Annotated in this window: 32 protein-coding genes and 1 pseudogene; 20 read left to right on the top strand and 13 right to left on the bottom strand. The window is 63.2% G+C overall.

What is annotated here, in order from left to right:
* Window positions 1–116: 116 nt before the first annotated feature.
* Together NKH23_RS29205 and NKH23_RS29210 are read left to right on the top strand one after the other, a co-directional pair.
* Window positions 117–668, top strand: coding sequence for an isochorismatase family protein (locus NKH23_RS29205; protein WP_352717078.1), 552 nt, complete (start codon window positions 117–119; stop codon window positions 666–668).
* Window positions 669–830: 162 nt separating this feature from the next.
* Complete coding sequence (locus NKH23_RS29210) at window positions 831–2,453, top strand: ABC-F family ATP-binding cassette domain-containing protein (protein ID WP_352717076.1); 1,623 nt, start codon at window positions 831–833, stop codon at window positions 2,451–2,453.
* A 63-nt stretch (window positions 2,454–2,516) separates the two neighbouring features.
* Here NKH23_RS29210 and NKH23_RS29215 read toward each other — a convergent pair whose 3' ends face one another.
* Window positions 2,517–2,948: an SAM-dependent methyltransferase gene (locus NKH23_RS29215; RefSeq protein WP_352717075.1), complete on the bottom strand. Its 432-nt coding sequence runs from the start codon at window positions 2,946–2,948 to the stop codon at window positions 2,517–2,519.
* A gap of 124 nt (window positions 2,949–3,072) precedes the next feature.
* Here NKH23_RS29215 and NKH23_RS29220 point away from each other — a divergent pair, with 124 nt between their 5' ends.
* From NKH23_RS29220 to NKH23_RS29235, 4 genes are all read left to right on the top strand, one after another.
* Window positions 3,073–3,237, top strand: coding sequence for a hypothetical protein (locus NKH23_RS29220; RefSeq protein ID WP_352912643.1), 165 nt, complete (start codon window positions 3,073–3,075; stop codon window positions 3,235–3,237).
* A gap of 218 nt (window positions 3,238–3,455) precedes the next feature.
* Window positions 3,456–4,601, top strand: coding sequence for a KamA family radical SAM protein (locus tag NKH23_RS29225; RefSeq protein ID WP_352717107.1), 1,146 nt, complete (start codon window positions 3,456–3,458; stop codon window positions 4,599–4,601).
* Between the two features lie 150 nt (window positions 4,602–4,751).
* Complete coding sequence (locus NKH23_RS29230) at window positions 4,752–5,006, top strand: exopolysaccharide production repressor protein (protein ID WP_352717071.1); 255 nt, start codon at window positions 4,752–4,754, stop codon at window positions 5,004–5,006.
* 329 nt (window positions 5,007–5,335) lie between these two features.
* The gene (locus NKH23_RS29235; RefSeq protein ID WP_353036010.1) at window positions 5,336–6,139 is read left to right on the top strand and encodes a hypothetical protein; all 804 of its coding nucleotides are present in this window, start codon (window positions 5,336–5,338) and stop codon (window positions 6,137–6,139) included.
* Here the strand turns inward: NKH23_RS29235 and yghU are convergent.
* Window positions 6,136–7,023, bottom strand: a complete 888-nt coding sequence (gene yghU, locus NKH23_RS29240; RefSeq protein WP_352717067.1) for a glutathione-dependent disulfide-bond oxidoreductase — start codon at window positions 7,021–7,023, stop codon at window positions 6,136–6,138. The two genes, NKH23_RS29235 and yghU, sit on opposite strands and share 4 nt — an antisense overlap.
* Before the next feature lie 259 nt (window positions 7,024–7,282).
* Between yghU and NKH23_RS29245 the strand changes: the two genes are divergently transcribed.
* Entirely contained in the window at window positions 7,283–8,188 is a 906-nt protein-coding gene (locus tag NKH23_RS29245; RefSeq protein ID WP_352465364.1) for a S1C family serine protease, read from the top strand.
* A gap of 15 nt (window positions 8,189–8,203) precedes the next feature.
* Here the strand turns inward: NKH23_RS29245 and NKH23_RS29250 are convergent, their stop codons facing one another.
* The 5 genes and pseudogenes from NKH23_RS29250 to NKH23_RS29270 form a co-directional block, all read right to left on the bottom strand.
* Window positions 8,204–8,815 (bottom strand): hypothetical protein, encoded by a 612-nt coding sequence (locus tag NKH23_RS29250; RefSeq protein WP_352717064.1) that lies wholly within the window; start codon window positions 8,813–8,815, stop codon window positions 8,204–8,206.
* Between the two features lie 45 nt (window positions 8,816–8,860).
* Window positions 8,861–9,058 carry a hypothetical protein gene (locus tag NKH23_RS29255; protein ID WP_031211486.1) on the bottom strand — a complete coding sequence of 66 codons (198 nt, stop codon included), beginning with the start codon at window positions 9,056–9,058 and terminating at the stop codon, window positions 8,861–8,863.
* 201 nt (window positions 9,059–9,259) lie between these two features.
* Window positions 9,260–9,442, bottom strand: coding sequence for a DUF3606 domain-containing protein (locus NKH23_RS29260; RefSeq protein WP_023675702.1), 183 nt, complete (start codon window positions 9,440–9,442; stop codon window positions 9,260–9,262).
* An 11-nt stretch (window positions 9,443–9,453) separates the two neighbouring features.
* Window positions 9,454–9,761: pseudogene (locus tag NKH23_RS29265) on the bottom strand (hypothetical protein).
* Window positions 9,758–10,012, bottom strand: a complete 255-nt coding sequence (locus tag NKH23_RS29270; protein WP_352717063.1) for a hypothetical protein — start codon at window positions 10,010–10,012, stop codon at window positions 9,758–9,760. The pseudogene NKH23_RS29265 and the gene NKH23_RS29270 overlap by 4 nt, the downstream one beginning before the upstream one ends.
* A 122-nt stretch (window positions 10,013–10,134) precedes the next feature.
* Here NKH23_RS29270 and NKH23_RS29275 point away from each other — a divergent pair, with 122 nt between their 5' ends.
* Together NKH23_RS29275 and NKH23_RS29280 are read left to right on the top strand one after the other, a co-directional pair.
* Window positions 10,135–10,305, top strand: coding sequence for a hypothetical protein (locus tag NKH23_RS29275; RefSeq protein ID WP_352912645.1), 171 nt, complete (start codon window positions 10,135–10,137; stop codon window positions 10,303–10,305).
* Between the two features lie 122 nt (window positions 10,306–10,427).
* Entirely contained in the window at window positions 10,428–11,387 is a 960-nt protein-coding gene (locus tag NKH23_RS29280) for a prohibitin family protein (RefSeq protein WP_352912646.1), read from the top strand.
* A gap of 60 nt (window positions 11,388–11,447) precedes the next feature.
* Here the strand turns inward: NKH23_RS29280 and NKH23_RS29285 are convergent, their stop codons facing one another.
* Window positions 11,448–12,014, bottom strand: coding sequence for an RBBP9/YdeN family alpha/beta hydrolase (locus NKH23_RS29285; RefSeq protein WP_352717057.1), 567 nt, complete (start codon window positions 12,012–12,014; stop codon window positions 11,448–11,450).
* Window positions 12,015–12,125: 111 nt separating this feature from the next.
* On the opposite strand from NKH23_RS29285, the gene NKH23_RS29290 reads away from it, so the two are divergent.
* Complete coding sequence (locus tag NKH23_RS29290) at window positions 12,126–12,599, top strand: Lrp/AsnC family transcriptional regulator (protein ID WP_353036012.1); 474 nt, start codon at window positions 12,126–12,128, stop codon at window positions 12,597–12,599.
* A gap of 5 nt (window positions 12,600–12,604) precedes the next feature.
* Here the strand turns inward: NKH23_RS29290 and NKH23_RS29295 are convergent, their stop codons facing one another.
* On the bottom strand, window positions 12,605–13,081 hold the full coding sequence (locus tag NKH23_RS29295) for an Lrp/AsnC family transcriptional regulator (protein WP_245274655.1): 477 nt from the start codon (window positions 13,079–13,081) through the stop codon (window positions 12,605–12,607).
* A 157-nt stretch (window positions 13,082–13,238) separates the two neighbouring features.
* Between NKH23_RS29295 and NKH23_RS29300 the strand changes: the two genes are divergently transcribed.
* The 3 genes from NKH23_RS29300 to NKH23_RS29310 all read left to right on the top strand — a co-directional run bounded on the left by NKH23_RS29300 (window position 13,239) and on the right by NKH23_RS29310 (window position 15,350).
* Window positions 13,239–13,991, top strand: coding sequence for a tryptophan 2,3-dioxygenase family protein (locus NKH23_RS29300; RefSeq protein WP_352717055.1), 753 nt, complete (start codon window positions 13,239–13,241; stop codon window positions 13,989–13,991).
* Between the two features lie 275 nt (window positions 13,992–14,266).
* The gene (locus NKH23_RS29305) at window positions 14,267–14,698 is read left to right on the top strand and encodes a DoxX family protein (RefSeq protein ID WP_352912647.1); all 432 of its coding nucleotides are present in this window, start codon (window positions 14,267–14,269) and stop codon (window positions 14,696–14,698) included.
* Window positions 14,699–14,996: 298 nt separating this feature from the next.
* A complete protein-coding gene (locus tag NKH23_RS29310; protein WP_352516633.1) occupies window positions 14,997–15,350 on the top strand; it encodes a hypothetical protein in 354 nt (117 codons plus the stop codon).
* 76 nt (window positions 15,351–15,426) lie between these two features.
* On the opposite strand, the gene NKH23_RS29315 is transcribed toward NKH23_RS29310, so the two are convergent.
* Both NKH23_RS29315 and NKH23_RS29320 read right to left on the bottom strand, forming a co-directional pair.
* On the bottom strand, window positions 15,427–15,732 hold the full coding sequence (locus NKH23_RS29315) for a hypothetical protein (protein WP_023675713.1): 306 nt from the start codon (window positions 15,730–15,732) through the stop codon (window positions 15,427–15,429).
* A gap of 235 nt (window positions 15,733–15,967) precedes the next feature.
* Window positions 15,968–16,786, bottom strand: a complete 819-nt coding sequence (locus tag NKH23_RS29320; protein WP_352717053.1) for a class I SAM-dependent methyltransferase — start codon at window positions 16,784–16,786, stop codon at window positions 15,968–15,970.
* 376 nt (window positions 16,787–17,162) lie between these two features.
* Here NKH23_RS29320 and NKH23_RS29325 point away from each other — a divergent pair, with 376 nt between their 5' ends.
* From NKH23_RS29325 to NKH23_RS29335, 3 genes are all read left to right on the top strand, one after another.
* A complete protein-coding gene (locus tag NKH23_RS29325; RefSeq protein WP_352717051.1) occupies window positions 17,163–17,570 on the top strand; it encodes a hypothetical protein in 408 nt (135 codons plus the stop codon).
* A gap of 3 nt (window positions 17,571–17,573) precedes the next feature.
* Window positions 17,574–17,978 (top strand): hypothetical protein, encoded by a 405-nt coding sequence (locus tag NKH23_RS29330; RefSeq protein ID WP_352717050.1) that lies wholly within the window; start codon window positions 17,574–17,576, stop codon window positions 17,976–17,978.
* 258 nt (window positions 17,979–18,236) lie between these two features.
* On the top strand, window positions 18,237–18,536 hold the full coding sequence (locus NKH23_RS29335) for a hypothetical protein (protein WP_352465306.1): 300 nt from the start codon (window positions 18,237–18,239) through the stop codon (window positions 18,534–18,536).
* A gap of 50 nt (window positions 18,537–18,586) precedes the next feature.
* On the opposite strand, the gene NKH23_RS29340 is transcribed toward NKH23_RS29335, so the two are convergent.
* Window positions 18,587–18,862 carry a hypothetical protein gene (locus NKH23_RS29340; protein WP_352979356.1) on the bottom strand — a complete coding sequence of 92 codons (276 nt, stop codon included), beginning with the start codon at window positions 18,860–18,862 and terminating at the stop codon, window positions 18,587–18,589.
* Between the two features lie 167 nt (window positions 18,863–19,029).
* Between NKH23_RS29340 and NKH23_RS29345 the strand changes: the two genes are divergently transcribed.
* The 4 genes from NKH23_RS29345 (at window position 19,030) to NKH23_RS29360 (ending at window position 20,661) form a co-directional block, all read left to right on the top strand.
* Window positions 19,030–19,326: a hypothetical protein gene (locus tag NKH23_RS29345; protein WP_352912649.1), complete on the top strand. Its 297-nt coding sequence runs from the start codon at window positions 19,030–19,032 to the stop codon at window positions 19,324–19,326.
* 377 nt (window positions 19,327–19,703) lie between these two features.
* Complete coding sequence (locus tag NKH23_RS29350) at window positions 19,704–20,009, top strand: DUF1236 domain-containing protein (protein WP_352717046.1); 306 nt, start codon at window positions 19,704–19,706, stop codon at window positions 20,007–20,009.
* Between the two features lie 122 nt (window positions 20,010–20,131).
* On the top strand, window positions 20,132–20,344 hold the full coding sequence (locus NKH23_RS29355; RefSeq protein WP_352452715.1) for a hypothetical protein: 213 nt from the start codon (window positions 20,132–20,134) through the stop codon (window positions 20,342–20,344).
* A gap of 86 nt (window positions 20,345–20,430) precedes the next feature.
* Window positions 20,431–20,661, top strand: coding sequence for a DUF2934 domain-containing protein (locus NKH23_RS29360; RefSeq protein WP_352717044.1), 231 nt, complete (start codon window positions 20,431–20,433; stop codon window positions 20,659–20,661).
* A gap of 159 nt (window positions 20,662–20,820) precedes the next feature.
* Here NKH23_RS29360 and NKH23_RS29365 read toward each other — a convergent pair whose 3' ends face one another.
* A complete protein-coding gene (locus NKH23_RS29365; RefSeq protein WP_352912650.1) occupies window positions 20,821–21,132 on the bottom strand; it encodes a hypothetical protein in 312 nt (103 codons plus the stop codon).
* Between the last annotated feature and the right edge of the window lie 17 nt (window positions 21,133–21,149).

The raw sequence follows: 21,149 nt of genomic DNA on the forward strand, positions 1-21,149 counted from the left end.
CTTCACGCCCCCCTCTGTCCTGCCGGACATCTCCCCCACAAGGGGGGAGATCGGTGGCTTCAGCGTCGGCGCCGAGTATCCTTGACCCGCCTACCACCCACGCTATGTTCGCACCCATGTCAGGGACCAGCCCCGCGGCCACTGCGCCGCTCATCGTGATCGATCTTCAGACCGGCATGTTCGACGGTGTCGCCGAACCGCCGATCCATGATGCCGATGGCATGGTTGCCCGCACCCGCGCGCTGATCGAATGGGCACGGCGCAGCGGGCGCAAGATCGCCTTCATCAGGCATGACGGCCCGCAGGGCGATCCTCTGGCGCCGGGTGAGCCGGGCTGGCCGGTGTGGCCGGCGCTCGGCCAGGCCGAGGACGAGCCGACTTTCGCCAAGCGTGTCGGCGACGCGTTCAGCAATGCCGCGCTTGCAGAATGGGTGGTCGGGCAGGGCGCCGGCGAGGTCGTTCTGATCGGCGCGCAGACCGATTTTTGCGTGGCGGCCACGGTGAAGGGCGCCTTTGCAGCGGGCCTGGGCGTCACCGTGATTTCCGACGCTCACAGCACGCTCGACACCACCAGCGAGACCGCCGCGGAGATCATCGCCCGGCACAATGCGGCATTTGCCGCCGCCGGGGTCAAGCTGGCGACGACAAAGGCCCTTACCGATAGCTGATTCGCCGGCTCATCCCTACGCCGTCAAAGCCTGATCCAGCCGGGAAGAAACTGGCGGGTTCAGACAATTTGGCGCGCGGCGCCTCGCCACTTGCGGGCTTCCGCAAGCGCGGCCTATCGCGTATTGGCGCGGGACCTCTCCTTTGGCCTTTCCCGGGAAACCATGATTCGTCTCGAAAGCATCAGCAAGCAGAACGGCCGGCAGATTGTCTTCATTGAAGCCTCCGCCGCCTTGCAGAAGGGCGAGAAGGTCGGGCTGGTCGGGCCTAACGGCGCCGGCAAGACGACGCTGTTTCGCATGATCAACGGCGAGGAGCAGCCTGACGAGGGCCAGGTCTCGGTCGATCGCGGCGTCACCATCGGTTATTTCAGCCAGGATGTCGGCGACATGGAAGGCCGCAGCGCCGTTGCCGAAGTGATGGACGGCGCCGGGCCGGTGAGCGAAGTGGCGGCCGAGATGCGCAAGCTCGAGCACGCCATGGGCGACCCCGATCGCGCCGGTGAGATGGACGAGATCATCGCCCGCTACGGCGAGGCGCAGCACCGCTTCGAGGAACTCGACGGCTATGCGCTGGATGGGCGTGCTCGCGAGGTGCTGGACGGCCTTGGCTTCAGCCAGGAGATGATGGACGGCGACGTCGGCAAGCTGTCCGGCGGCTGGAAGATGCGCGTGGCGCTGGCCAGGATCCTTTTGATGCGGCCCGACGCCATGCTGCTCGACGAACCGAGCAACCATCTCGACCTGGAAAGCCTGATCTGGCTGGAGCAGTTCCTGAAGAATTATGACGGTGCGCTGCTGATGACCTCGCACGACCGCGAGTTCATGAACCGCATCGTCAACAAGGTCGTCGAGATCGACGGCGGCTCGCTGACTGCCTACTCCGGCAACTACGAATTCTACCAGCAGCAGCGGGCGATTGCCGACCGGCAGCAGCAGGCGCAGTTCGAGCGCCAGCAGGCGATGCTGGCCAAGGAGATCGCCTTCATCGAGCGCTTCAAGGCACGTGCCTCGCATGCCGCCCAGGTGCAGAGTCGGGTGAAAAAGCTGGACAAGATCGACCGTGTCGAGCCGCCCAAGCGCCGCCAGAAGGTGTCGTTCGATTTCCAGCCGGCGCCGCGCTGCGGCGAGGACGTGGTGACGCTGAAGAACGTGCACAAGGGCTATGGCAGCCGCTCGGTCTACGAGGGATTGGATTTTCAGGTGCGCCGCCGCGAGCGCTGGTGCATCATGGGCGTCAACGGCGCCGGCAAGTCGACGCTGCTTAAGCTGGTGGCTGGCGCTTCCGAGCCGGACAATGGCACGGTGGCGCGCGGCCCGAGCGTCAAGATGGGCTATTTCGCCCAGCACGCCATGGAAGTGCTGGAGGGCGAGCGCACCGTGTTCCAGACACTGGAAGATGCGTTTCCGCAGGCCGGCCAGGCGCCGCTTAGGGCGCTGGCCGGCTGCTTCGGCTTTTCCGGCGACGAGATCGAGAAGAAATGCCGCGTGCTGTCGGGCGGCGAGAAGGCGCGGCTGGTGATGGCGCTGATGCTGTTCGACCCGCCCAATTTGCTGGTGCTGGACGAGCCGACCAACCACCTCGACATCGCCACCAAGGAGATGCTGATCACGGCACTGTCGCAGTACGAGGGGACCATGCTGTTCGTCTCGCATGACCGCCATTTCCTGGCGGCGCTGTCGAACCGGGTGCTGGAACTGACGCCCGAGGGCATCCAAACCTATGGCGGCGGCTATACCGAATATGTCGAGCGCACCGGGCAGGAGGCGCCGGGGCTGCGGAGCTGAGACACAGATTCGGCTCTGCCACTCCCCGTCGCCTAAAGCGCGTGGCGTTCGATCGAGCTCTGCTCAGCCGTGTATCGCAATTTCGCGCAGCGGATCGCCGCCATCGATGAACAGCCGGCCTTGCGCGGTCAACGCCGCCTTGAGCCGTTGCAGGGCAATTTTTCCTGCTTCGGGATGACGCCCGTCCAGCGCGCCGACGCGCACCGCAACGGCAATGTCGAAGTGCTTCTCGTCGGCCTCCAACTCGAAATCCTCGATGGCGATCTGGCGAAGGCTCAGCCGGCCTGCCGCAATCTCGGCGCGCGAAGCGGCCCCGGCCTGCGCAATGGCCTTGGCCGAGCGGTCGATCGCCAGCACGTGCCCGCCGCCGATCCGGCGCGCCATCTCGCGCGCTGCAGCACCCGGTCCGCAGCCGATCTCCAGCACTCGCATGCCCGGCCGCAGGGGCAGCGCATTGATGATCGCCAAAAGCCTTGGCGACAAATCGTTCGCCATTTCCGCTTCTCCAGCTTTTCGCGATCCGAGATTAGCGACCGCGGCCGGCGACGGGAAGGCCGAGAGGCGCGGGCATTGCCGATGTGTTCAGCTGGTGTTTTGGGTACTGGTTGAGGAGGGGGGAATGATCGACATCGAAGAGGTCGACGATCCGGTCTCGACCGCGGGCGACCGGGCGGACCCCGAGCGGCCCGGCGTCGTTGACCTGAGGGGTAGGGAGGGAACTGGCGCCGAGCCTAACCGGTGGGGGGTAGATTACCGGCCGTTTATGTGTATACGCTCAAGCTAATATAAGAGCAAGCTAATGTTTTGCGTGAGCGATGCGGGACGTTGGTTTCTGATCAGTGGACGGCCGCCGCTCCTGGCCGCGCACTCCAACCGGCCCAGCACCGCTTATTGCCTTCACGTCCAGGCTCCAATGCTGTACCCCGGCCCGAACTTCAAGGAGCCTCGATGACCTCACATCCCGACATCCCCGACGCCGGCATGGCGGTTGATGCGGCCGGCATGACAGCCGATGACGAGCGCGCACGCGAGGCGGATGCCGCATGGCAGGACGATGTTCGCGAGGGCGTGCGGCATATAGGCGATCTGGATTCGCTGCCGCTGTCGCCAGCCGAGCGCGCGGCGGCCGAAGCCGCGGCCACGCGCCACAAGGTTCGCATTCCCAAGGCCTATCTCGACCTGATCGACTGGAACGACCCCGCCGATCCGATACGGCTTCAGGTCATCCCGTCGCCCGATGAACTGGGGGAGCAGGAGGGCGAACTCGACGATCCGATCGCCGACCACGCCTTCAGTCCGGTACCGCGATTGACGCATCGCCATGCCGACCGGGTTCTGCTGTTCCCGACCTATCAATGCGCGGTCTATTGCCGGTTCTGCTTTCGTAAGGAGTCGCTGACGTCGATCGGCCGGGGTTTTTCGCGCGAGGCGCTGGAGCCGGCCTTCGCCTATATCGAGTCCCGTCCGGAAATCCGCGAGGTGATCCTGACCGGCGGCGATCCGCTGTCCCTGCCGGACAAAGCGCTGGCGGAAATCCGAGCCCGAGTCGAGGCGATCCAGCATGTGCGGCTGTTGCGCATTCATACCCGCGTGCCCGTCGCGCTGCCGTCGCGCGTCACCGGCGGGCTGGTTCAAGCCCTGCAGGGTCGGCTGATGGTCACGGTCGTCACCCATTTCAACCATCCGCGGGAGATCACTGAGGCGACCGAGCGGGCCTGCCGTACTTTAAGGCAGGGCGGCTTCGTGCTGATGAACCAGAGCGTTCTGCTGAAAGACGTGAACGATACGGTCGAGGTGCTGGAGGAACTGTGCCGGGAGCTGATGTACCGCCTCGGCGTCAAACCCTATTACCTGCACCACGGCGACCTCGCGCGCGGCATGGCGCACCGGCGCACCACGATCGCCGAGGGCCAGGCGCTGGCCAGCGCCTTGCGGGCGCGCCTGTCGGGCATCTGCAATCCCGTCTACGTGCTGGACCTGCCGGACGGCGGAGGGAAAGTGCCGCTCGGCCCGTCCCATCTTGAGGCGCGGGAAGGGGAGACGTGGCGAATACGTGGGCTTGATGGGGCGGTGAGGGAGTATGGAGAGCTGGTTGGGGAGGAGGGGACGCGCAGCCGCCGTCCAAGCCAGCCCACCTTGATGACGTGACATGCGGCCCTTAATCACGGAAGCATGCGTTAACTGCTGCTCTATTTGGTGCTTGCGCAATTGCTAAAATGGTGAAAACGTTGGTTCGGGGTAATGGGTTAGGGGAGTTCGTCCCGGCTGTTGCGAGTTCCGGGGCGGCGCAGAAAAGTCATGAACTTTCCACAGTTCCTGGTGGGGCTGACCACCACATCGTCCATCGTTGCGATCTCGGCTTACTTTGCGACGGGTTCAATCTGGAAGACGCTGGCCTGGACGATCTTGACCTTGATCGTCATGCAAGTTGGATATTTCCTATTCGTCGTCCGGTTGATCTACGGATCCGGGGCGAAAAACGCGGCGGCAAAGCCGCGGCGTCTGAGGGCTGTGCCGCCGAACCGTCGAGGTCGCGTTCAGCTTAGGCAGTAATGTCCCATATAGATATCATGGTCTAGACAGGACATGTTCGGTTCTGGGAATGTGCATTGGACGTTCCGCTAGTTTAGTCAACTAATATATATCGCCCAACTCATATCGTCGGTTTTGGGCTAGCGGGAAAACCTGGCTGCCGCTTGTACGATTGTGCCTGAGGCGACAGTTTACAATCGGCGGGCAACGGTCCTTTGCTGGTCGGCCTGTGAATCCGGCTGGTGTTTTCGATGGGGCGTTGAGGGCTATAAAGCTGTTCAACCGTGCGGCATCGAGGTGCGCGTCGGCCGGTCGAAGAGGGGATGATGGCCACCGACGGAACGCCAAACATGATTTTGCTGATCGGCAGCGCGCCCGATGTGGTGCGCTGCGCGGCCTGGCCCAAGCAGGCCTTCGGCAAGATTGTCGCCATCAACAATGCCTGGCGCGTGCGCCCCGACTGGCATTTCCTCGTCCATGCCGGCGATTTCCCGGCGGAGCGGATGCCGCAAGGCGATCCCCTGCAGCAGGCGCAGATATTCAGCGCCTCGCATTACGTGCCGGCGCAAAACAGCTTTGGCGGCTTCGTCTATGCCGGCGGCACCATGTCGATGACGGCGGCCTACTGGACGATCCACAGCCAGAAGCCGGACGTGCTGGCATTCCTTGGCTGCGACATGATCTACGATCAGCCCGGCAACACGCATTTTTACGGCGTCGGCCGGGCCGACCCTTTGCGCAACGACGTGACGCTGCGCAACCTCGAGGCGAAGTCGGCCCGCCTGCTCATCCATGCGCTCCGGCGCGGCTGCCTGTGCGTCAATCTATCCGATCTGCCGAGCAGCCGGCTGATCTTCCCGCGGCTGACGCTCGACGAACTCGGCGCGCTTTCTTCCTCGCAACTTTCGGAAATGAAGGCGGAGATGCTTGCCCGGCTGCGGCTCGATCGGGCGGAGGAGGCCGACAGGATGGAGAAGGAACTCGGCTATTTCTTCGAGGACGGCATGTACTGGAAGCACCTCGACAAGCTCGACGAGAAATTCCTGGCCAATATCGACCGGCTGCGGATGGCGGCGGTGGAGGCGAGCCTGAGCAGTCGGCCGAAGCTGCCGATCTCCCCTACAAGGCGGGAGATCGGCGCGTCGTCGGCTTAGCTTTTGGCCGCCTCGAGCTTGTCCTGCGTCTTCGTCTCGAAATCGCTGGCGTCATGGCGCTCGTGCAGCTGCATCGAAGGCTCGCCGAAGGTGCGGTTGACCATGCGGCCGCGCTTGACCGCCGGGCGCGCGTCGATGGCGTCGGCCCAGCGCTGCACGTTCTTGTACTGCTCAACCTGCAGGAACTCGCCGGAATCTTCGTACATGCGGCCCTTGGCCAGCCCGCCATACCAGGGCCACACCGCAATGTCGGCAATCGTGTAGTCGCTGCCGCCGAGATACTCGCTTTCGGCCAAGCGCCGGTCGAGCACGTCCATCTGCCGCTTGGTCTCCATGGCGAAGCGGTCGATGGCATATTCGATCTTCGTTGGCGCATAGACGTAGAAATGGCCGAAGCCGCCGCCGAGATAGGGCGCCGAGCCCATCTGCCAGAACAGCCATGACAGGGTCTCGGCGCGAGCCGGCTGCTCTGTCGGCAGGAATTCGCTGAATTTTTCGGCGAGATAGAGCAGGATCGAACCGGATTCGAAGATGCGGACAGGCTTTTTCCCGCTGCGGTCCATCATGGCCGGGATCTTGGAGTTGGGGTTGACCTCGACGAAGCCGCTGCCGAACTGGTCGCCGTCGTTGATCCTGATAAGCCAGGCGTCGTATTCGGCGCCGCTGTGGCCGAGCGCCAGAAGCTCCTCCAGCATGATCGTCACCTTGACGCCGTTCGGTGTCGCCAGCGAATAAAGCTGCAGCGGATGCTTGCCGACCGGCAGCTCCTTGTCATGCGTCGGGCCGGCGATCGGCCGGTTGATGCTGGCGAAAGCGCCGCCGTTTGCCTTGTTCCAGGTCCAGACTTTTGGCGGCGTGTATTGGTCCGTTGTGTAGTCGTTCATTTGGGAGGCCTTTGGAAAGATTGGGTTGGGAGGATTGGGGAGGATATCAGGTATCAACTTGGGTAATGGCGGAGGAACTTTGCATAGGGCAGCTTCGGATAGCCGTAGGTACAGATAGGGCTGCCGGCGCAGTTGCAAAAACCCGGCGCGAACGGCGCGGCGCCGGTCCACGCTAAAGCCGGCGCCGCCTCTTGCGCCTGATCACCTGCGCCATACCTATAGCCCATATCAGCCTGCGAACATCGCCAGGAACCAAAGCATGAATATCGAACCCCTTTTGCGATCCATCGTGGCCGTCCGAGCCACCGTGCCGGAGGACGCCTTCACGGCAGACGCGCTGGGCACCCGCCGCGAAGGCAGCGGCGTGGTCATCCGCGGCGACGGGCTGGTGCTCACCATCGGCTATCTCATCACCGAGGCCGAGGAGGTCTGGCTGGCCGACCAGGACGGGCGCGTGGTTCCCGCCCATGCGCTCGCCTACGACCAGGAATCGGGCTTCGGCCTGGTGCAGGCGCTGGCGCCGCTCGGGCTTCCCGCCATTGCGCTCGGCGATGCGTCCAGGGCGAAGATCGGTGATCCCGTCGTGCTCGCCGACGGCGTCGGCCGCTCCGTGCGGGCGCGGATCGTCACCAAGCAGGAATTCGCCGGCTATTGGGAATATCTGCTCGACGAGGCGATCTTCACGGCGCCGGCTCACCCCTCATGGGGCGGCGCCGGCCTGATCGGCGCGGATGGCAGGCTGCTGGGCATCGGTTCGCTGCGCCTGCAGATGAGCCGCAACGGCGAGGTCGCCGACATCAACATGGTGGTGCCGATCGATCTTCTGCCGCCCATCCTCGACGATCTGCTGACCCGCGGGCAGGTCGCCAGGCCGCCGCGGCCCTGGCTCGGCGCCTTCTCGGCCGAGAGCGACGGCAAGGTCGTGGTGATGAGCGTTGCCGAGGGCGGTCCGGCCGCCCAGGCGGGCCTTCGCCAAGGCGACGTCATCTCGGATGTCCGCGACACGGCGGTCGACGGGCTTGCCGATTTTTATCGCAAGCTTTGGAAGAGCGGCCCGGCGGGTGCCGAGATCCCGCTCCGGGTGCTGCGCGATGGCCGCGAAACCTGGCTGCGCGTCAAGTCCGCCGATCGCAACAGCCTGCTGTGGAAGCCGCCGCTGCAGTGAGGCAACCGAAACCCCTCACTCTCCGCAAGCGCTGAAGCCAGTGCCTGGGGTCCATTCCGCGAATGGGATGACCTTACCTTCGACCGATACGGTCGCTTGCCTGGTGGTGCCGTCTGCCAGCTTCTTGCTGCTTTTGCCCTTGCCGGTCAGCACATTGTAGTCGCAGTCGCCGGCAACATTGTCGTCCATGTAATCCCAATACTCGTAGGCGAAACCGGCGACGACGAACGTGCCGTTGCGCCAGGCGAGCGTCAGCGTCTTGTTGGTCCGCTCGCTGCCGATCTCCATCGCCGGAATATAGAGCTTGATCGAGCCGTTGGGGAGCGCGGTGAGTTCGGGCTCGGTGTCGGATGTGGCGGGGCCCGGCCGGTCGTAATCCTTCCATTCGCCGTAGATCTGTTCATGCACGACCCCGGCAGGTCTGAGAAAATTGCCGTCGCGATCCCTGAGGAACAAATGCAGGTCCATGGGATGGCCGGGCTCGGTCTGGACGATCATCGCCAGATCGGCGGCGCCATCGCCGTTCCAGTCGCCGGTCGCCGCCGTGATGATCTTCTGGGTCTCGATCGGCTCCGCCAGGGCGGCGGCCGGCAGCAACAGGATCAGACCGAATATTGTCGATCGCATGTAAAAATCCCCTGAGCCTGGGCAGGCCTGAGACGCACGCGCTTCTCAGGAGGCCCGGCTCTGCCGCGTCTCGGAACGGCTCGTCTCGTTGAGCAGCCGGCAGAGCGAAACCGCTTCACGACGGCTCAGGCCGATCAGCGCGATTTCCGAAAATTGCGCCGGCAGATCGTGAACGATGTCCCACACCATCCATCGGCCGTTCGGCTCCATGACACATTCGTAGCGCAATAATTGTTCCTGCATCCGACCCCCGGCTTTGCTCACCGGACTGGTACAGCGTCGAGGTAAATGAGTTGTTGCGCCGCGAGAGTATTCCGCGGCTGTCAAAACCAGGCGTTGAATCCTGCAGGGCGAACCCGACAGGGCACGACCGACGGTGCAGATACTCTCGACAAGGCGGCAGGGCAGGGACGCTTCTGAACGGCGGCGGCTGCCAAACGTGGATCAGGCGTTGCGGCTCGCCATATGCGCGTCGAGCTTCCTCCTCGAGGGGCCGTACCGCTTGATGATGGTTGCGGCCTCGCTTTGCGGTATGCCGTATTTGCGGGCAAAGGCAGCGACCTCGTAAGGCTCTTCGCCGGAGACCAGTTTGCGATCCTGCTTGGTCTTGGATTTGTCGTCGGCCATGGCGTCCTCCATCACATCTGGTCGTTATAGGGCTCCTTGGTCCGGCCGACCATCCTGGCCAGTTCGCCAAAGGATGGCACGCCGGTTTCACCCCGGGCATTGTTGGCCGCCTGCAGCAGCCTGAGCGGAAAGCAGACGGCGTCGCGGTTGGACGGCGACATGTCTTCATAGAGACGCTCGTCGCTGGTCATCGCCGCCTCGGCCCGGCGCAACGCCATGTCGACCTCGTCGACCGATAACAGGCCCTTGTGGACCAGCGCGTTGTTGACGGCCGCGATCGCCATCATCAGTCCTTCGACTGGAGATTGGCGACGTTCATCGTCTTGCGTCCTTGCCGGGCTTCTTGACCGTAGCTTTGTCGTCTGGCCGGATCGCTGCGCGCGGCGGGTTCTGGCCCTCCGAATGCCGGGTCTTGTCGTCGAAATCGTCAGCCGGCCTAGTCAATCCCATGCCGCCGGGAGGTGGCTTGTTGCCGGCCGCATCCTGCGAGAATTCGTCGGCCGCGTCGGGGCTCGTCTTTGCCGGATATTTCCTCGCTCCGGTCTCGTAGCGGTTCGGGTCGTCGGCCATGTCCTGTGCTCCGGTTGCAATGAGCAGATAACTTTCATGCGGCGGCAGCGGTTCCGTGGCGAAAAACGACGTTGCCGGTGCGCAAGCCTTCGCAATCTGTCGGGTTTCGTGCATGCTTGTGCATGCCAACGATGCTTCGCTCCGACGCGCCGGCAAAATGCTGCTCCTACTGCGGCGGGCGCGACCACGACTACGAGGATTGCCCGAAGCGCAAAAGCGATGCCGAACGGCAGAAGCAGACGCCAGGCAACGCCTACCAACCCGGCGCTGCGGCTGCAGGGGAAATCCGCTAGCCAGCCTGAACCACCCCGCCGGTCCGACAGGCCGGCGCGAAGGTCCTTCCATGTCCAGAGGATTGCAATGCCGCCACTATTGTGGGCAAAAGCAGCACGGGCAATCAGGTTGGGGTGGGGCAATGACCGAAACGCAAGGCAGTTCAGGCCGTCCGCAGGGCAAGCCGGGGACGGCATCGGGGTCGATCGGTTCCGGCCTGATCGCACTCCTCATCGTGGCGCTCGGCGTCTTTGCGCTGTTTGGATCCTGGTACACGATCGACCAGGGCGACCGCGGCGTGCTCTTGACCAACGGAGCGCTGAGTTCGGTCGTCGATCCCGGACTGCATTTCAAGCTGCCGTGGTTGCAGCGCGTCGAGAAGATCAGCCTGCGCCAGCAGGTGCTCAAATGGGGCTGCGAGAACCAGAACGATTGCAGCGGCCTGCCGGCCATGCAGGCCTATTCGCGCGACCAGCAGCCGGCCGACATGCGCGTCACCGTCAACTTCCACGTGCCGGCAGCCGAGGTCAGCAACGTCTACACCAATTATGGATCGATCGAGGCACTGGCCGACCGTGTCATCGCCAGGAAAGCACCGCAGGAGATCAAGACGGTGTTCGGCCAGTACGACGCGGTGTCGGTGATCCAGAACCGGGCGAAGTTCAACAAGGACGTCGCCGACGCCATTGCGGCGGTAACCGACGGCCCGGTGATGATCGACAGCGTGCAGGTCGAGAACATCGACTTCTCCGACGCCTACGAGCAGGCGGTCGAAGCCAGGATGACGGCGCAGGTCGAGGTGCAGAAGCAGGAACAGAACCTGCAGCAGGAAAAGATCAAGGCCGACATCGCCGTCACCCAGGCCAAGGGCCGCGCCGACAGCGTCAAGGCCGAAGCCGAGGCCAGCGCCTACAAGACCAGGGTCGAAGGCGATGCGACCGCGGGCGCCATCAAGGCTCGCGCCGCCGCAATCGCCAACAATCCGCTGCTGGTCGAACTGACCAAGGCGGAGAGATGGAACGGCGAATTGCCGAAGTCGATGATCCCGGGTTCGACAGTGCCGTTCCTCGAACTCAGCACGCCTGCCACAGCATCGAACTGAGGCGCGGCGCCGCGGCGCAAACCAGATCAGGGCGGCGGCGCGGTAGCCGTTCCAGTGCTGTCACGGCTGAAGCACAGCGCCTCGGGCGATTGCCTGCGTTTGCCCGAGAAAAGCCGTCAGCAGCTCCATTCCCGCCGGCCAGTCGCCGAGCCCGCTGTCGCCATTGATGTGGCCAAGCGGCCCGGCGATATGGAGATCGCTGCCCCAGCGCTCGGATTTCGCCCTGACATAGTCCAGCGAGCCATAGGGATCGTTGGTGCTGGCGACAATCAGCGATGGAAAGCGAAGCCGTTGTTGCGGTGCGTCGGCGAAGGCCCGGGCGGAGGACGGGAAAGCCGGCGACGCAGGGTCCGGAACCGCGACCAGCAACGCGCCGCTGATCTCGCGGGGGGAGATCCGCTGCCAGTGTACGACCAGCAGACAGCCGAGGCTATGGGCGACGAGCACCGGTGGTATCTTTGCCAGGCATACAGCGGTGTCCAGCGCAGCCACCCAGTCGTCGAAGTCCGGCGCGTCCCAACTCGCCGGGTTGAACCGCCGCATCGCGGGCCTTGCCTGCTGCCAATGCGTCTGCCAGTGGGCTTTGCCGGATCCGCCGATGCCCGGCACAATGATGAGGTCAGTCATGCGAAGCCCTTCTCTCCTGATGCAACGCGCGCAATTCTAGGTCTTCTCCCGGGCGGCGGAATGAGAGATCATCGGAAAGCGGCGAAGAAATCCGATGGATTAAAGGCGATCATGCGGAACAGCGATTATCGGCCAAGGCTCGACCCCACCGATCTGGCGATCATCGAGATCATGCAGGAGGATGGCCGTATTGGCATCTCCGAGCTTGGCCGCCGCGTCGGCCTGTCCCAGCCCGCCACCTCGGAACGGGTGACGCGGCTGGAGGAGCGCGGCGTCATCACCGGCTACAAGGCGGTGATCGATTCGGCAGCGCTCGGGCTCGGCACCATGGCGGTCATCCGCCTGCGCACCACGCATGAGCATATCCAGGCCTGCCTGAAGAAGTTCGCCCAGTTGCCGGAGGTGGTCGAGGTGCTGCGGGTGACCGGCGAGGACTGTTTTCTGGTCAAGGTCGTGGTCCCGTCACCGCCCGATCTTGAAAGCATCGTCGACAGCATCGGCCATTACGGCACGGTGACGACAAATGTGGTTCTGCGCGCCGAGCAACCGAAGCGGCTGGGACGCGAATTGATGACCAGGGCCTGACCGGTCTATCGCTTGGTCTGCGTATGCCCGACGGCATTGGCGAACGAGATGCCGCCCTTGATCTCGCGCATCGCCATCGAGGTGATGGTGCGCCGCACGCCGGGCAGCCGGCTGAGCTCCTCGCGCAGCATCCTGTCGAGCGCCATCATGTCGACGGTGACGATCTGCAGCAGATAGTCGGCCTCGCCTGTCGTGGCGTGGCAGCGGCGGATCAGCGGATGCTTTTTGACCGCCGCCTCGAAGGCGTCCGACAGCTCGAAATCGATCGACACCTGGATGAAGGCCTCGATGCCGAAGCCGAGCTTTGCCGGGTCAATGCGGGTCGAGTAGCCGCGGATGACGCCGGCGTCCTCAAGCGCCTTGACCCGCTTCCAGCACGGCGTCTTGCTCAAGCCGACCTCATCGGCGAGCGCGGCAAAGGAGATGCGGGCCTCGCGTTCGAGCGCCGCGACGATCTTCCGATCGACCGCATCCAGCATCATTCGTTCTTCCAATCTGCTTAAGAGACAATTTTCGTCCTTCGTTTACCGCTAATCGAATAACAGAAGGGGACAATGTTCGGCAAGAAAGCGATTAGACTCAGGGGATCGGGACCCAACAGCGCCCGCGCCCGGAGGGGCCGCGGCAAGGAGCATGGCCATGGACAAGCAGGACTACTATGCCCGCATCGAAACGCCTGAGATGCGCGACTATGGCGTCTACCTCAAATGCGACAGGCTGCTCGCCTGCCAGAAGCCGCTGGCCGAGATGGTCAATGCCGACGAGCTGCAGTTCCAGATCGTGCACCAGGTCGAGGAGCTGTGGATGAAGCTCATCGCCTACACGCTGGTCGATGTCGTCGATTTCCTGGAAAGGCAGGACACGTATCGCATCGTCACGCTGATGGGGCGCGTGCACCGGCTGATGCGGCTGATGACGGCGCAGCTCGACCTGCTCGAAACCATGTCGCCCAAGGAGTACCAGCAGATCCGGCTGCAGCTCGGCAATGGCAGCGGCCAGGAATCACCGGGCTTCAAGCAGCTGTTGCGGCTGCCGCCCGATCTGTGGCGGGCCTTCAAGGCGTCATACCTCGACGGCCGCGGTCTCTCGGTCGAGGACGTCTACGATACCGGCTACGATCACGGCGACAGCTATGTCGTTGCCGAAGCGCTGGTCGAGTTCGACGAGCTGTTCCAGAAATTCCGCGCCAACCACCTCTACCTCATTCACCGCACGATCGGCCTCGGCGCGAAATCGCTGAAGGGCCGGCCGGTCGAATTGCTGGAGGCCGGCGCCCGCCACCGCTTCTTCCCGGAACTCTGGGACATACGCTGGGCGATGACCGACCGCTGGGGCAGCCAGTATGGAACGGTACGGGAGCCGATCAGCCAGCCGGGGGCCAAGGTGGGGTAGTCCTGAACCTGGTTCCTCGCCCCGCGCGCAGCGGGGGGAGAGGTGGGCGCGCAGCGGCCCGAGCGGGGCGTTTGCTCCATGCAGGCGAAGGCCCCCTCTCCGTCGCGGCTTCGCCGCGCCACCTCTCCCCCACTTCGTGAGGGCGAGGAACCCTGGTCCTGTAAGGCCTTCTCGCCCCGCGCTTGTATCTCGCAGGCTTTTTGGCGGATGATGTCGGGCTTGCGGCTGGTGGTGCGTCCTTGGGGCACAACCATCGCAACTCTTGGGAGGACATCATGACCTTGGAAACCGCTCAATCAACCGTTCAGTCGCCGTGGCAGACCGCGGCAATCCTTATCGCCCGCCTGATCTTTGCCGCCGTCTTCCTGATGGCCGTGATCTTCAAATTTATCGATATCGGCGCCACCGCCGGCTATATCGCGGCGGCCGGCTTTCCATTCCCGCTGTTCTTGGCCTGGTGTGCAGCCCTGCTCGAGGTCGTCCTCGTTCTATGCTTCCTGACTGGCGCCTTCTTCTCATGGGCAGCACTCGTCGCCGGCGCCTATGTGCTGTTCCTGGGCTTCGCCTTCCACGGGCCGTCGCACTGGGCCGGCAACCAGGCGGAGTTCGGCTTCTTCGTCGATCACTTCACCTTCCTGGCCGGGCTGCTGTTTGCCGCCGTGCACGGGCCGGGCAGCGTCCTGGCGCTGAAGCTTGGCAGGGGGTGATCCCCAATCTCGGATCCGGCGTTCTCGTAAAGGCGCTCAGAAGGGTGGCTGCGACAATGGCGGTCGGGTCTATGACCGCGACCAGGGCCAGATCGGCAGCACAATCCGTACCAGCATCGTCGTGACGATCGAGAACGGCCGGATACCGTCATTCAAGGCATCACAGGTCGAGTGAAATAAAAGCGAGAGCTAAAGTACGAGCGTTCGAGGTTTATGCTTTTTGTAGATGCGCCTGCATTCCCTCTGTACTTCCAACTTTCGGCGGGCTAAGCAAGACACGGGTCTTGAGGGGGAATTCATGAACATCGCCACGCGTTTTGCTGCCGCCATGATCGGCGCGTCACTGCTTGCCGGCTGCACCACGTTGACCGAAGGCGAATTCAACACAATGCATGCCACGCTTGAAGGCAGCCCTGTCACCAAGCGCGTGGCGATCAACGAATGCATTGCACGCGAGAGGTCCACGCCGCTCAACGAAAGAAAGACTTACGCAGCAATCATGAATGTCAGTGTCGCAAAATACGACAGCGCTTTTTGTAACCGGCTCTTTAATGCCGTTGCAAATGGCAGGCTGACTTACGCGGACTACCGCAGGCTTTCCTCGCCGGGGGCCGACAGCAGCAAGTTGATCAAGATCCTGCAGGGCCGCTAGCAGTCGCCGCCAGCCCGGCACGGCAGCCGTTATCGCTGTGTCAACTCCGATCGCTGCGTCAGTTATGATCGCCGCGTCACATCTGGTCGTTGTAAGGTTCCTTGATCTGACCGACCATGCGCGCCAGTTTCGAGAAAGACGGCATGTCCGTCTCCGGCTGACATTGATTGGCCAACTCCAGCAGTCGGATCGGGAAGTTGACGGCGTCGCGGCTTGACGCCGACATGCCTTCGGACCTTTCCTCGTTGGTCTCGCTGGCTTCGGCCTTGCGCAATGCGATGTCTATCTCCTCGACGGAGAGCACGCCCTTGCGGACCAGGACCTGATTGATCGATGCGATGGCCATCAGCAGGCCTTCGAGTTGCAGATTGGCGACGTTCATGGCTTTTGCTCCCATTGGCTAGGGTTCAAACGCGTCAGCGCGCGTTGCGATCCAGTGTGGGGCGGCAGGCAGGTCTAGGACCGGTCGGGCGGCGGTGGCTTAGGCGAGGGTATTCTCACATTTTTTCGCGTCTCAGGTGAATTTTGTTCTTGCTTTGTGCCGGCAGCTATGCTACTAATTTGGGTATGGTGCTAATTGGCTCCAACGACCCGCCCGCCGAGGCGGGGTTTTTGTTTCAGGCCGGTTTGGAGACGATCACGGCGAGCGAGGCGAGCTTTCCGTCACTCAGGCTTCGGATGTAGTTACGGCGGCGCTGCAGGAATTCCGTGCCCATGACGACTTCATTTGCCTGCTGCTGGGCCGGCGAGGGCACGATGCCGGAATTGGCTCTCTTCAGCGCCAGCTCAACATGTTCGCCGGTTTCGTCGACGATCTCGTCGATGCGGAATCCGGCATCGACAAACAGGGCTTTCAATTTTTCCCGATCGGCGAGGTGACTGGTCGCCGGCGAAACCGCCCAGGGCATGGGATAGTATGGCTCGCCACCCGCGAGCACGGCTTCGGTCCAGATCAGCCTGCCTCGGGGTTTCAGCACACGCCGGGCCTCGTCGATGACCGCGGCCTTGTTCTCGATGTTCATGCCGACATAGAAGCAGATCGCCGCATCGAAGGTGCTGTCGCCAAAAGGCAGTTTCGTCGCGTCGGCTTGATGGAAGCTAACCTTGTCAGACAATCCGCTGAGTGCGGTCAGTCGGCTCGATGCGGCGACAAAGGCCGGTGTCAGGTCGATGCCGTCGACCTGGCAGCCATAGGTCGAGGCCAGAAACCTTGCCGGCCCGCCAATGCCACTGCCGATATCCAGGATCCGATCTGTCGGCGAAGGAGCAAGACGGGCCGCATGCTCCCGCGTGGCGATCAGTTCGCGGCCATGGAGCTGATCGAATGGATAGAGTTGCGCGGCCGCGAGTTTTTCGGCCGGGTCGGCGTCCGGGATCGCGGCCAATATGCGATCCACGATGCCGTCGCTGCCGTAGTGACTGGTGACATTGCCCATGACGCGTTCCCCTCAAGCGCAACCACCATCCCATCAACGCAAGTCTCACGCAATGCCCCGCCTTTTCGCGCCGTTCACCGACGAGGTGCGAGGTCGTCAGTGCATTCTTTTCCGCCGATGCCACATTTTGTTCTTGCTTTGTGCCGGCAGCTATGGTACTAATCTGGGTATGGTGCTAATTGGCTCCAACGACCCGCCCGCCAAGGCGGGTTTTTTGTTTCAGGCTCCCTTTCGACCCAAACGTTACGTGAGCTGCCTTCTGTGAAGTCGGCAGGACAGAGAGGGGCGCGAAGGAACGCGACCTGACGATCGTCGGAACCGCGAAATCACCAACCATGAATCCCGCAACGCGCTCGCCCATCCCAGAGAAGCCCCCATGCCCAACCGTTACGCCACCATCATCACCGACGATGACGGCCGAGAGGTCGTCAGCGCCATTGGCGAGTTCGCCGGCGCCGCACCCTATGCACGCCATGGCCGCTTCGAGCAGGTTGCCGCCGGCGTGCGGATCGGCATGGTGCGTGGCGGTACCGTCGATGCGGTCGGCGGCTTCGGCTTCCCGTTGGGAGCACTCGACGGCAAGGCGGCGGCAATTCTCAGGGCAAGGCTGAGTGCCTTGCCTGACGCCGGTGCGATGAGGCCTGGCACGGCGACTGATGCGAAACCGGCAAGCCAGCTGCGGAAGCCGAAGTCGGCACGCGCCGGCAAGAAGGCGAAGCCGCGCAGGCGCATCGTGCGGCCAGGCAACAAGAAGCCGGCGATCTCCGCCGGGACGGCGGAGTAGGGCATGGCCAAGGCTCCTTCCGCCGGCGATCCGCTGCCGCACGATCAGGCACCCGGCAAGTCCGGCCGAACCAAGCGGGCGAAGAAGACGCTGGCCGACGGCTTCCTCGAAGCGATCCGCGCCGATTTCCGCGCCCATGGCGCCGGCGTCATCGCCGAGGTGCGCGCCGAAAAGCCCGACCAGTACCTGAAGCTCGTGCTGTCGGTGCTGCCCAAGGATCTTAGTGTCAACATCAACAATCTGGATGCATTGAGCGATGACGAAATCAGGCAGCGCATCCGCGGCCTCGAAGCCGTCCTCCGGCCGTTTCTCGAAAGACCGGGCCCCGCAAAAGGCCTCGCACAGCCGGGCGGCAAGGAAGGAATATCTCAGCCTGCTGGCGGAGTTGGACCGGAGGCGCCGCACTAACCAGCTTGCCGCCTATCGGCCTTATCGGACATCGTCTTCGAAATGATCGTGCGCCGGTTCGGGCCGGTGAAGGAGGAGTAAGCCGCCCAAGCCCGACGAAATAGTGACGTTCAGCTGGAGCCCGCCGCGCCGAAAGGGGCGGCGGGCTTTTTTGCATTTTTCCTCGCATTCTGTACGATCTTTACTTCGCGACAGGGCGGCTCGATCCGGCGCTTGCCAGACCAAGATGCGCGTTAGGCTTCACGGGAGATGGTGGTCATGCTTGCCAGAGTCCTGACACAAGCGGCAGTCCTGACAGTCGGGGCGCTTCTGTTTGCCGCGACGGCCCATGCCCGGCCGGACAGCCGCGCGATGACGTGCGAACAGACACAGCTTCTGATCCAGAGGCATCGCTCGGTGGTGCTGACCACCGGACAGAACACCTACGACCGATACGTCCGCCAATTCGGCAACGAATGCGACTGGCCGCAGGTGCCGGGCGCCGCTTATATCAAGACGCGTGACGGTCAATGTCTGGTCTATCGCTGCCAGGAGCCGGTCTTCGATCTCCCGAATTGAAAGCAGGGGCTTTCATCCGGCCGCCGACGCAGAGTGCGAAAGGCGGTGGCTCACTCCTCGTCGAAAGGACCACCTTCGCGTGCGAGATCGCGCGAAATGACGCGTTCATCGGTATCGTCCGGCAAGGCCTCGTCGCTTTCCTGGTAAGCGTTATCGTCGTCCTCCTCGGGCAGTTCGCCGTCTTCCTCGACGTCGTAACGGATGTCGCCGTTTTGCGGCACGCCGTCTGGGAGAATTCTCCCGCTCCGGATGGCATCCCAGTCCTGTTGCTGGATGGTCGGGCTCTCCGTCTCGTCGTCGGTTCGTTCTTTCCTGCGCGGTTCCATCGCTGGTTCTCCATAATGTCAGCGGCCCTGAATTGGCTCAGTGGTTGAACTCATAAGTCTGGCGGCCGGTTCCCGTTCCCGGGGCCACTGCGGTCCGGGCGCATTGCCGCACGACGGAACCAATCGCGACTGCCTGGCTTCACAAGTCAGCGCGAAAGGAGCTCGACATGAGACCGCTCATTTTCTTGCCGTACATGCTAGGCGCGCTGGTACTGGCGGTGCCGGCGTCCGCGCAGCCGGGCGAACAGTCGCAATTCGACCGCTGCAAGGTCGAGCCGCCGGACAAGAACAGCCAGCAGCAGAAGCCGGCCGGCAACAATTTGTCCGATATGCTCGAGCCATGCGGTGGGGTGCTGAAGCCGCCGCCAACGGGCGATCAGGGCATGGCGGCGCCACCGCCGAATGACGGCAAGACCCCGGTGATCAAGCCCGGCGAGGTGCCGCCACAGCCGCCCAAGCAGTAGCCGCTTCATTTGCTGCCACAGGGGCTGTCCATGGCGCTGCGACGGGGCGGTAACGCCGCGCCGTTCGAGCCGGCAGGTTTGTTGCAGTGGCCTAGGAACATTAGCTTGTCCTAAATGTTGTTTTAGACGCAGCCGATATCACCCCCTCCGGTATCGCTGCTGATCGGGAGACCGATCGGCCCGCGTCTTGCGACGCGGGCCACCGCAGCTCATCCGCAGTCCATTCGCCGCACCGCACGGCACTTCACCGCCATTCGATTAGCCGCCACTTACGGAACAACAAGGTGGCGTGGGCGTTTGCGTAGAGGGTTCGCCGCTTCGACCGGAATGCCGTGTCGCAACCATAAAGGCGAGGCCCGCAACAACAGGAGTAGACGATGAAAATCCACCTTGTTCCTGCCGCGGCGGGATTGGTGTTGCTCGCCGGCGTCGGCGTGGCCACCGCGGACCAGGTGATTGTCACGCCCGAACAGCAGACGGTCATCCGCGAATACGTCCACAAGCACCCGTTGGCGTCGATCAGTCTTCTGGGGGTGGAGCTCAATATCGGTTCCACGTTGCCCGATACGGTCGAGCTGCAACCGATCGATGTTCCCGACGTGCAGTACAGATACGTCGTCGTCGGCAATCGCACAGTGCTCGTCGACCCAGGCACTCGCAAGATCGTGCAGGTCATCGAGTGATCGGCGTTCCCAAACCGCGAACCGGATTGGGAAAGGTCACGGTCTAATAACCAATCAGAGCTCCATCCTGAGCGATCGGGATGGAGCTCTGTCGTTTCGAAACAAGGAAAGGAGCCATTCCCATGCTGCCGCATGTCGAGCCGGTCAACGTGGCCGCCGCCGTCGACAAACTGCTTGCTGAACGAGGCGATGGCCTGCTGTCGATGAAGGCGGCGATTGCACTGTTGCGCGAACGCACCGGAACCGAGCGCTCGGACGCCGACCTTGAAGGGCTGATCATCAAGAAGGCGGCGCTTCTCGGCGTCGCCGTCCTGTGTGACAGAGAGGTTCAATGACGCTGTTGCCTAGCGCTCAAGACGCCGGTCGAAATTTCAGCTAGAACAAAGTTGCTTACGCATGAACCGAGCCGACGGAGGCAACAGTGACGGACAGGCAGGAACGGATTCGCCAGCGGGCACACGCGATCTGGGAACAGGCAGGCAGGCCCGACGGGGCGCATCAGCAGCATTGGGATCAGGCTACCGCCGAAATCGACGCAGAAATCGCCACGACAGAGACCGCCAGCCGGCCGAAGCCGAAAGCACGTCAGCCTAAGCCGGCGCCGGCCGCCAAGGACGGAACCAAACCCAAGGCGCGACCACGCAAAGCGTGAACTCGAGCGGATTTGATTCCAACGCTAGATCTCGCGGTTGGTCGGGCCCATCGTCTTGGCGCTCGTGCACGTCGTTCCGTGATCGGCAGCAGAACCAGTCCTGACCGGTCCCGCCGCCGCAAGCCCACGCGCGATGGTAGGCCCGATTGGTGCGGCTAACTACTTACCGCAATTGTTGTCGTTGACAGTCGGTGAAACCGTCCCGGCAGGCTTGTTGGACGCATCGGGTTGAGCTCCTTGCGGGGTTGCAGGGCAGTTTTCATCCGCATTGGAGTTCATGGCACCCGTCGTCCCCATCGTGCTGCTGGTCGTGCCAGGGTCAATACCGTTCGGCTTGGGCTGGACGACGATGCTCTTCTCGCTGCCAGGCGCATTGTTGTCCGAGCCGGCATTCTGGGCCATCGCTGCGGTCGCCAGACCGGCTGCAAGTATGGAGGCTGTCAGGATTTTCGTAAGCATGTTGATCTCCATCGTTCGGTTATCATCAT

The sequence above is a fragment of the Mesorhizobium sp. M1328 genome (assembly GCF_040318075.1).
GTDB lineage: Bacteria > Pseudomonadota > Alphaproteobacteria > Rhizobiales > Rhizobiaceae > Mesorhizobium.

What these genes read in the sequence shown, in the direction of transcription:
- NKH23_RS29205 (WP_352717078.1), top strand. Translation starts at nt 117, where the DNA reads ATGTCAGGGACCAGCCCCGCGGCCACTGCGCCGCTCATCGTGATCGAT.
- NKH23_RS29210 (WP_352717076.1), top strand. Translation starts at nt 831, where the DNA reads ATGATTCGTCTCGAAAGCATCAGCAAGCAGAACGGCCGGCAGATTGTC.
- NKH23_RS29215 (WP_352717075.1), bottom strand. Translation starts at nt 2,948, where the DNA reads ATGGCGAACGATTTGTCGCCAAGGCTTTTGGCGATCATCAATGCGCTG.
- NKH23_RS29220 (WP_352912643.1), top strand. Translation starts at nt 3,073, where the DNA reads ATGATCGACATCGAAGAGGTCGACGATCCGGTCTCGACCGCGGGCGAC.
- NKH23_RS29225 (WP_352717107.1), top strand. Translation starts at nt 3,456, where the DNA reads ATGACAGCCGATGACGAGCGCGCACGCGAGGCGGATGCCGCATGGCAG.
- NKH23_RS29230 (WP_352717071.1), top strand. Translation starts at nt 4,752, where the DNA reads ATGAACTTTCCACAGTTCCTGGTGGGGCTGACCACCACATCGTCCATC.
- NKH23_RS29235 (WP_353036010.1), top strand. Translation starts at nt 5,336, where the DNA reads ATGATTTTGCTGATCGGCAGCGCGCCCGATGTGGTGCGCTGCGCGGCC.
- yghU (WP_352717067.1), bottom strand. Translation starts at nt 7,023, where the DNA reads ATGAACGACTACACAACGGACCAATACACGCCGCCAAAAGTCTGGACC.
- NKH23_RS29245 (WP_352465364.1), top strand. Translation starts at nt 7,283, where the DNA reads ATGAATATCGAACCCCTTTTGCGATCCATCGTGGCCGTCCGAGCCACC.
- NKH23_RS29250 (WP_352717064.1), bottom strand. Translation starts at nt 8,815, where the DNA reads ATGCGATCGACAATATTCGGTCTGATCCTGTTGCTGCCGGCCGCCGCC.
- NKH23_RS29255 (WP_031211486.1), bottom strand. Translation starts at nt 9,058, where the DNA reads ATGCAGGAACAATTATTGCGCTACGAATGTGTCATGGAGCCGAACGGC.
- NKH23_RS29260 (WP_023675702.1), bottom strand. Translation starts at nt 9,442, where the DNA reads ATGGCCGACGACAAATCCAAGACCAAGCAGGATCGCAAACTGGTCTCC.
- NKH23_RS29270 (WP_352717063.1), bottom strand. Translation starts at nt 10,012, where the DNA reads ATGGCCGACGACCCGAACCGCTACGAGACCGGAGCGAGGAAATATCCG.
- NKH23_RS29275 (WP_352912645.1), top strand. Translation starts at nt 10,135, where the DNA reads ATGCCAACGATGCTTCGCTCCGACGCGCCGGCAAAATGCTGCTCCTAC.
- NKH23_RS29280 (WP_352912646.1), top strand. Translation starts at nt 10,428, where the DNA reads ATGACCGAAACGCAAGGCAGTTCAGGCCGTCCGCAGGGCAAGCCGGGG.
- NKH23_RS29285 (WP_352717057.1), bottom strand. Translation starts at nt 12,014, where the DNA reads ATGACTGACCTCATCATTGTGCCGGGCATCGGCGGATCCGGCAAAGCC.
- NKH23_RS29290 (WP_353036012.1), top strand. Translation starts at nt 12,126, where the DNA reads ATGCGGAACAGCGATTATCGGCCAAGGCTCGACCCCACCGATCTGGCG.
- NKH23_RS29295 (WP_245274655.1), bottom strand. Translation starts at nt 13,081, where the DNA reads ATGATGCTGGATGCGGTCGATCGGAAGATCGTCGCGGCGCTCGAACGC.
- NKH23_RS29300 (WP_352717055.1), top strand. Translation starts at nt 13,239, where the DNA reads ATGGACAAGCAGGACTACTATGCCCGCATCGAAACGCCTGAGATGCGC.
- NKH23_RS29305 (WP_352912647.1), top strand. Translation starts at nt 14,267, where the DNA reads ATGACCTTGGAAACCGCTCAATCAACCGTTCAGTCGCCGTGGCAGACC.
- NKH23_RS29310 (WP_352516633.1), top strand. Translation starts at nt 14,997, where the DNA reads ATGAACATCGCCACGCGTTTTGCTGCCGCCATGATCGGCGCGTCACTG.
- NKH23_RS29315 (WP_023675713.1), bottom strand. Translation starts at nt 15,732, where the DNA reads ATGAACGTCGCCAATCTGCAACTCGAAGGCCTGCTGATGGCCATCGCA.
- NKH23_RS29320 (WP_352717053.1), bottom strand. Translation starts at nt 16,786, where the DNA reads ATGGGCAATGTCACCAGTCACTACGGCAGCGACGGCATCGTGGATCGC.
- NKH23_RS29325 (WP_352717051.1), top strand. Translation starts at nt 17,163, where the DNA reads ATGCCCAACCGTTACGCCACCATCATCACCGACGATGACGGCCGAGAG.
- NKH23_RS29330 (WP_352717050.1), top strand. Translation starts at nt 17,574, where the DNA reads ATGGCCAAGGCTCCTTCCGCCGGCGATCCGCTGCCGCACGATCAGGCA.
- NKH23_RS29335 (WP_352465306.1), top strand. Translation starts at nt 18,237, where the DNA reads ATGCTTGCCAGAGTCCTGACACAAGCGGCAGTCCTGACAGTCGGGGCG.
- NKH23_RS29340 (WP_352979356.1), bottom strand. Translation starts at nt 18,862, where the DNA reads ATGGAACCGCGCAGGAAAGAACGAACCGACGACGAGACGGAGAGCCCG.
- NKH23_RS29345 (WP_352912649.1), top strand. Translation starts at nt 19,030, where the DNA reads ATGAGACCGCTCATTTTCTTGCCGTACATGCTAGGCGCGCTGGTACTG.
- NKH23_RS29350 (WP_352717046.1), top strand. Translation starts at nt 19,704, where the DNA reads ATGAAAATCCACCTTGTTCCTGCCGCGGCGGGATTGGTGTTGCTCGCC.
- NKH23_RS29355 (WP_352452715.1), top strand. Translation starts at nt 20,132, where the DNA reads ATGCTGCCGCATGTCGAGCCGGTCAACGTGGCCGCCGCCGTCGACAAA.
- NKH23_RS29365 (WP_352912650.1), bottom strand. Translation starts at nt 21,132, where the DNA reads ATGGAGATCAACATGCTTACGAAAATCCTGACAGCCTCCATACTTGCA.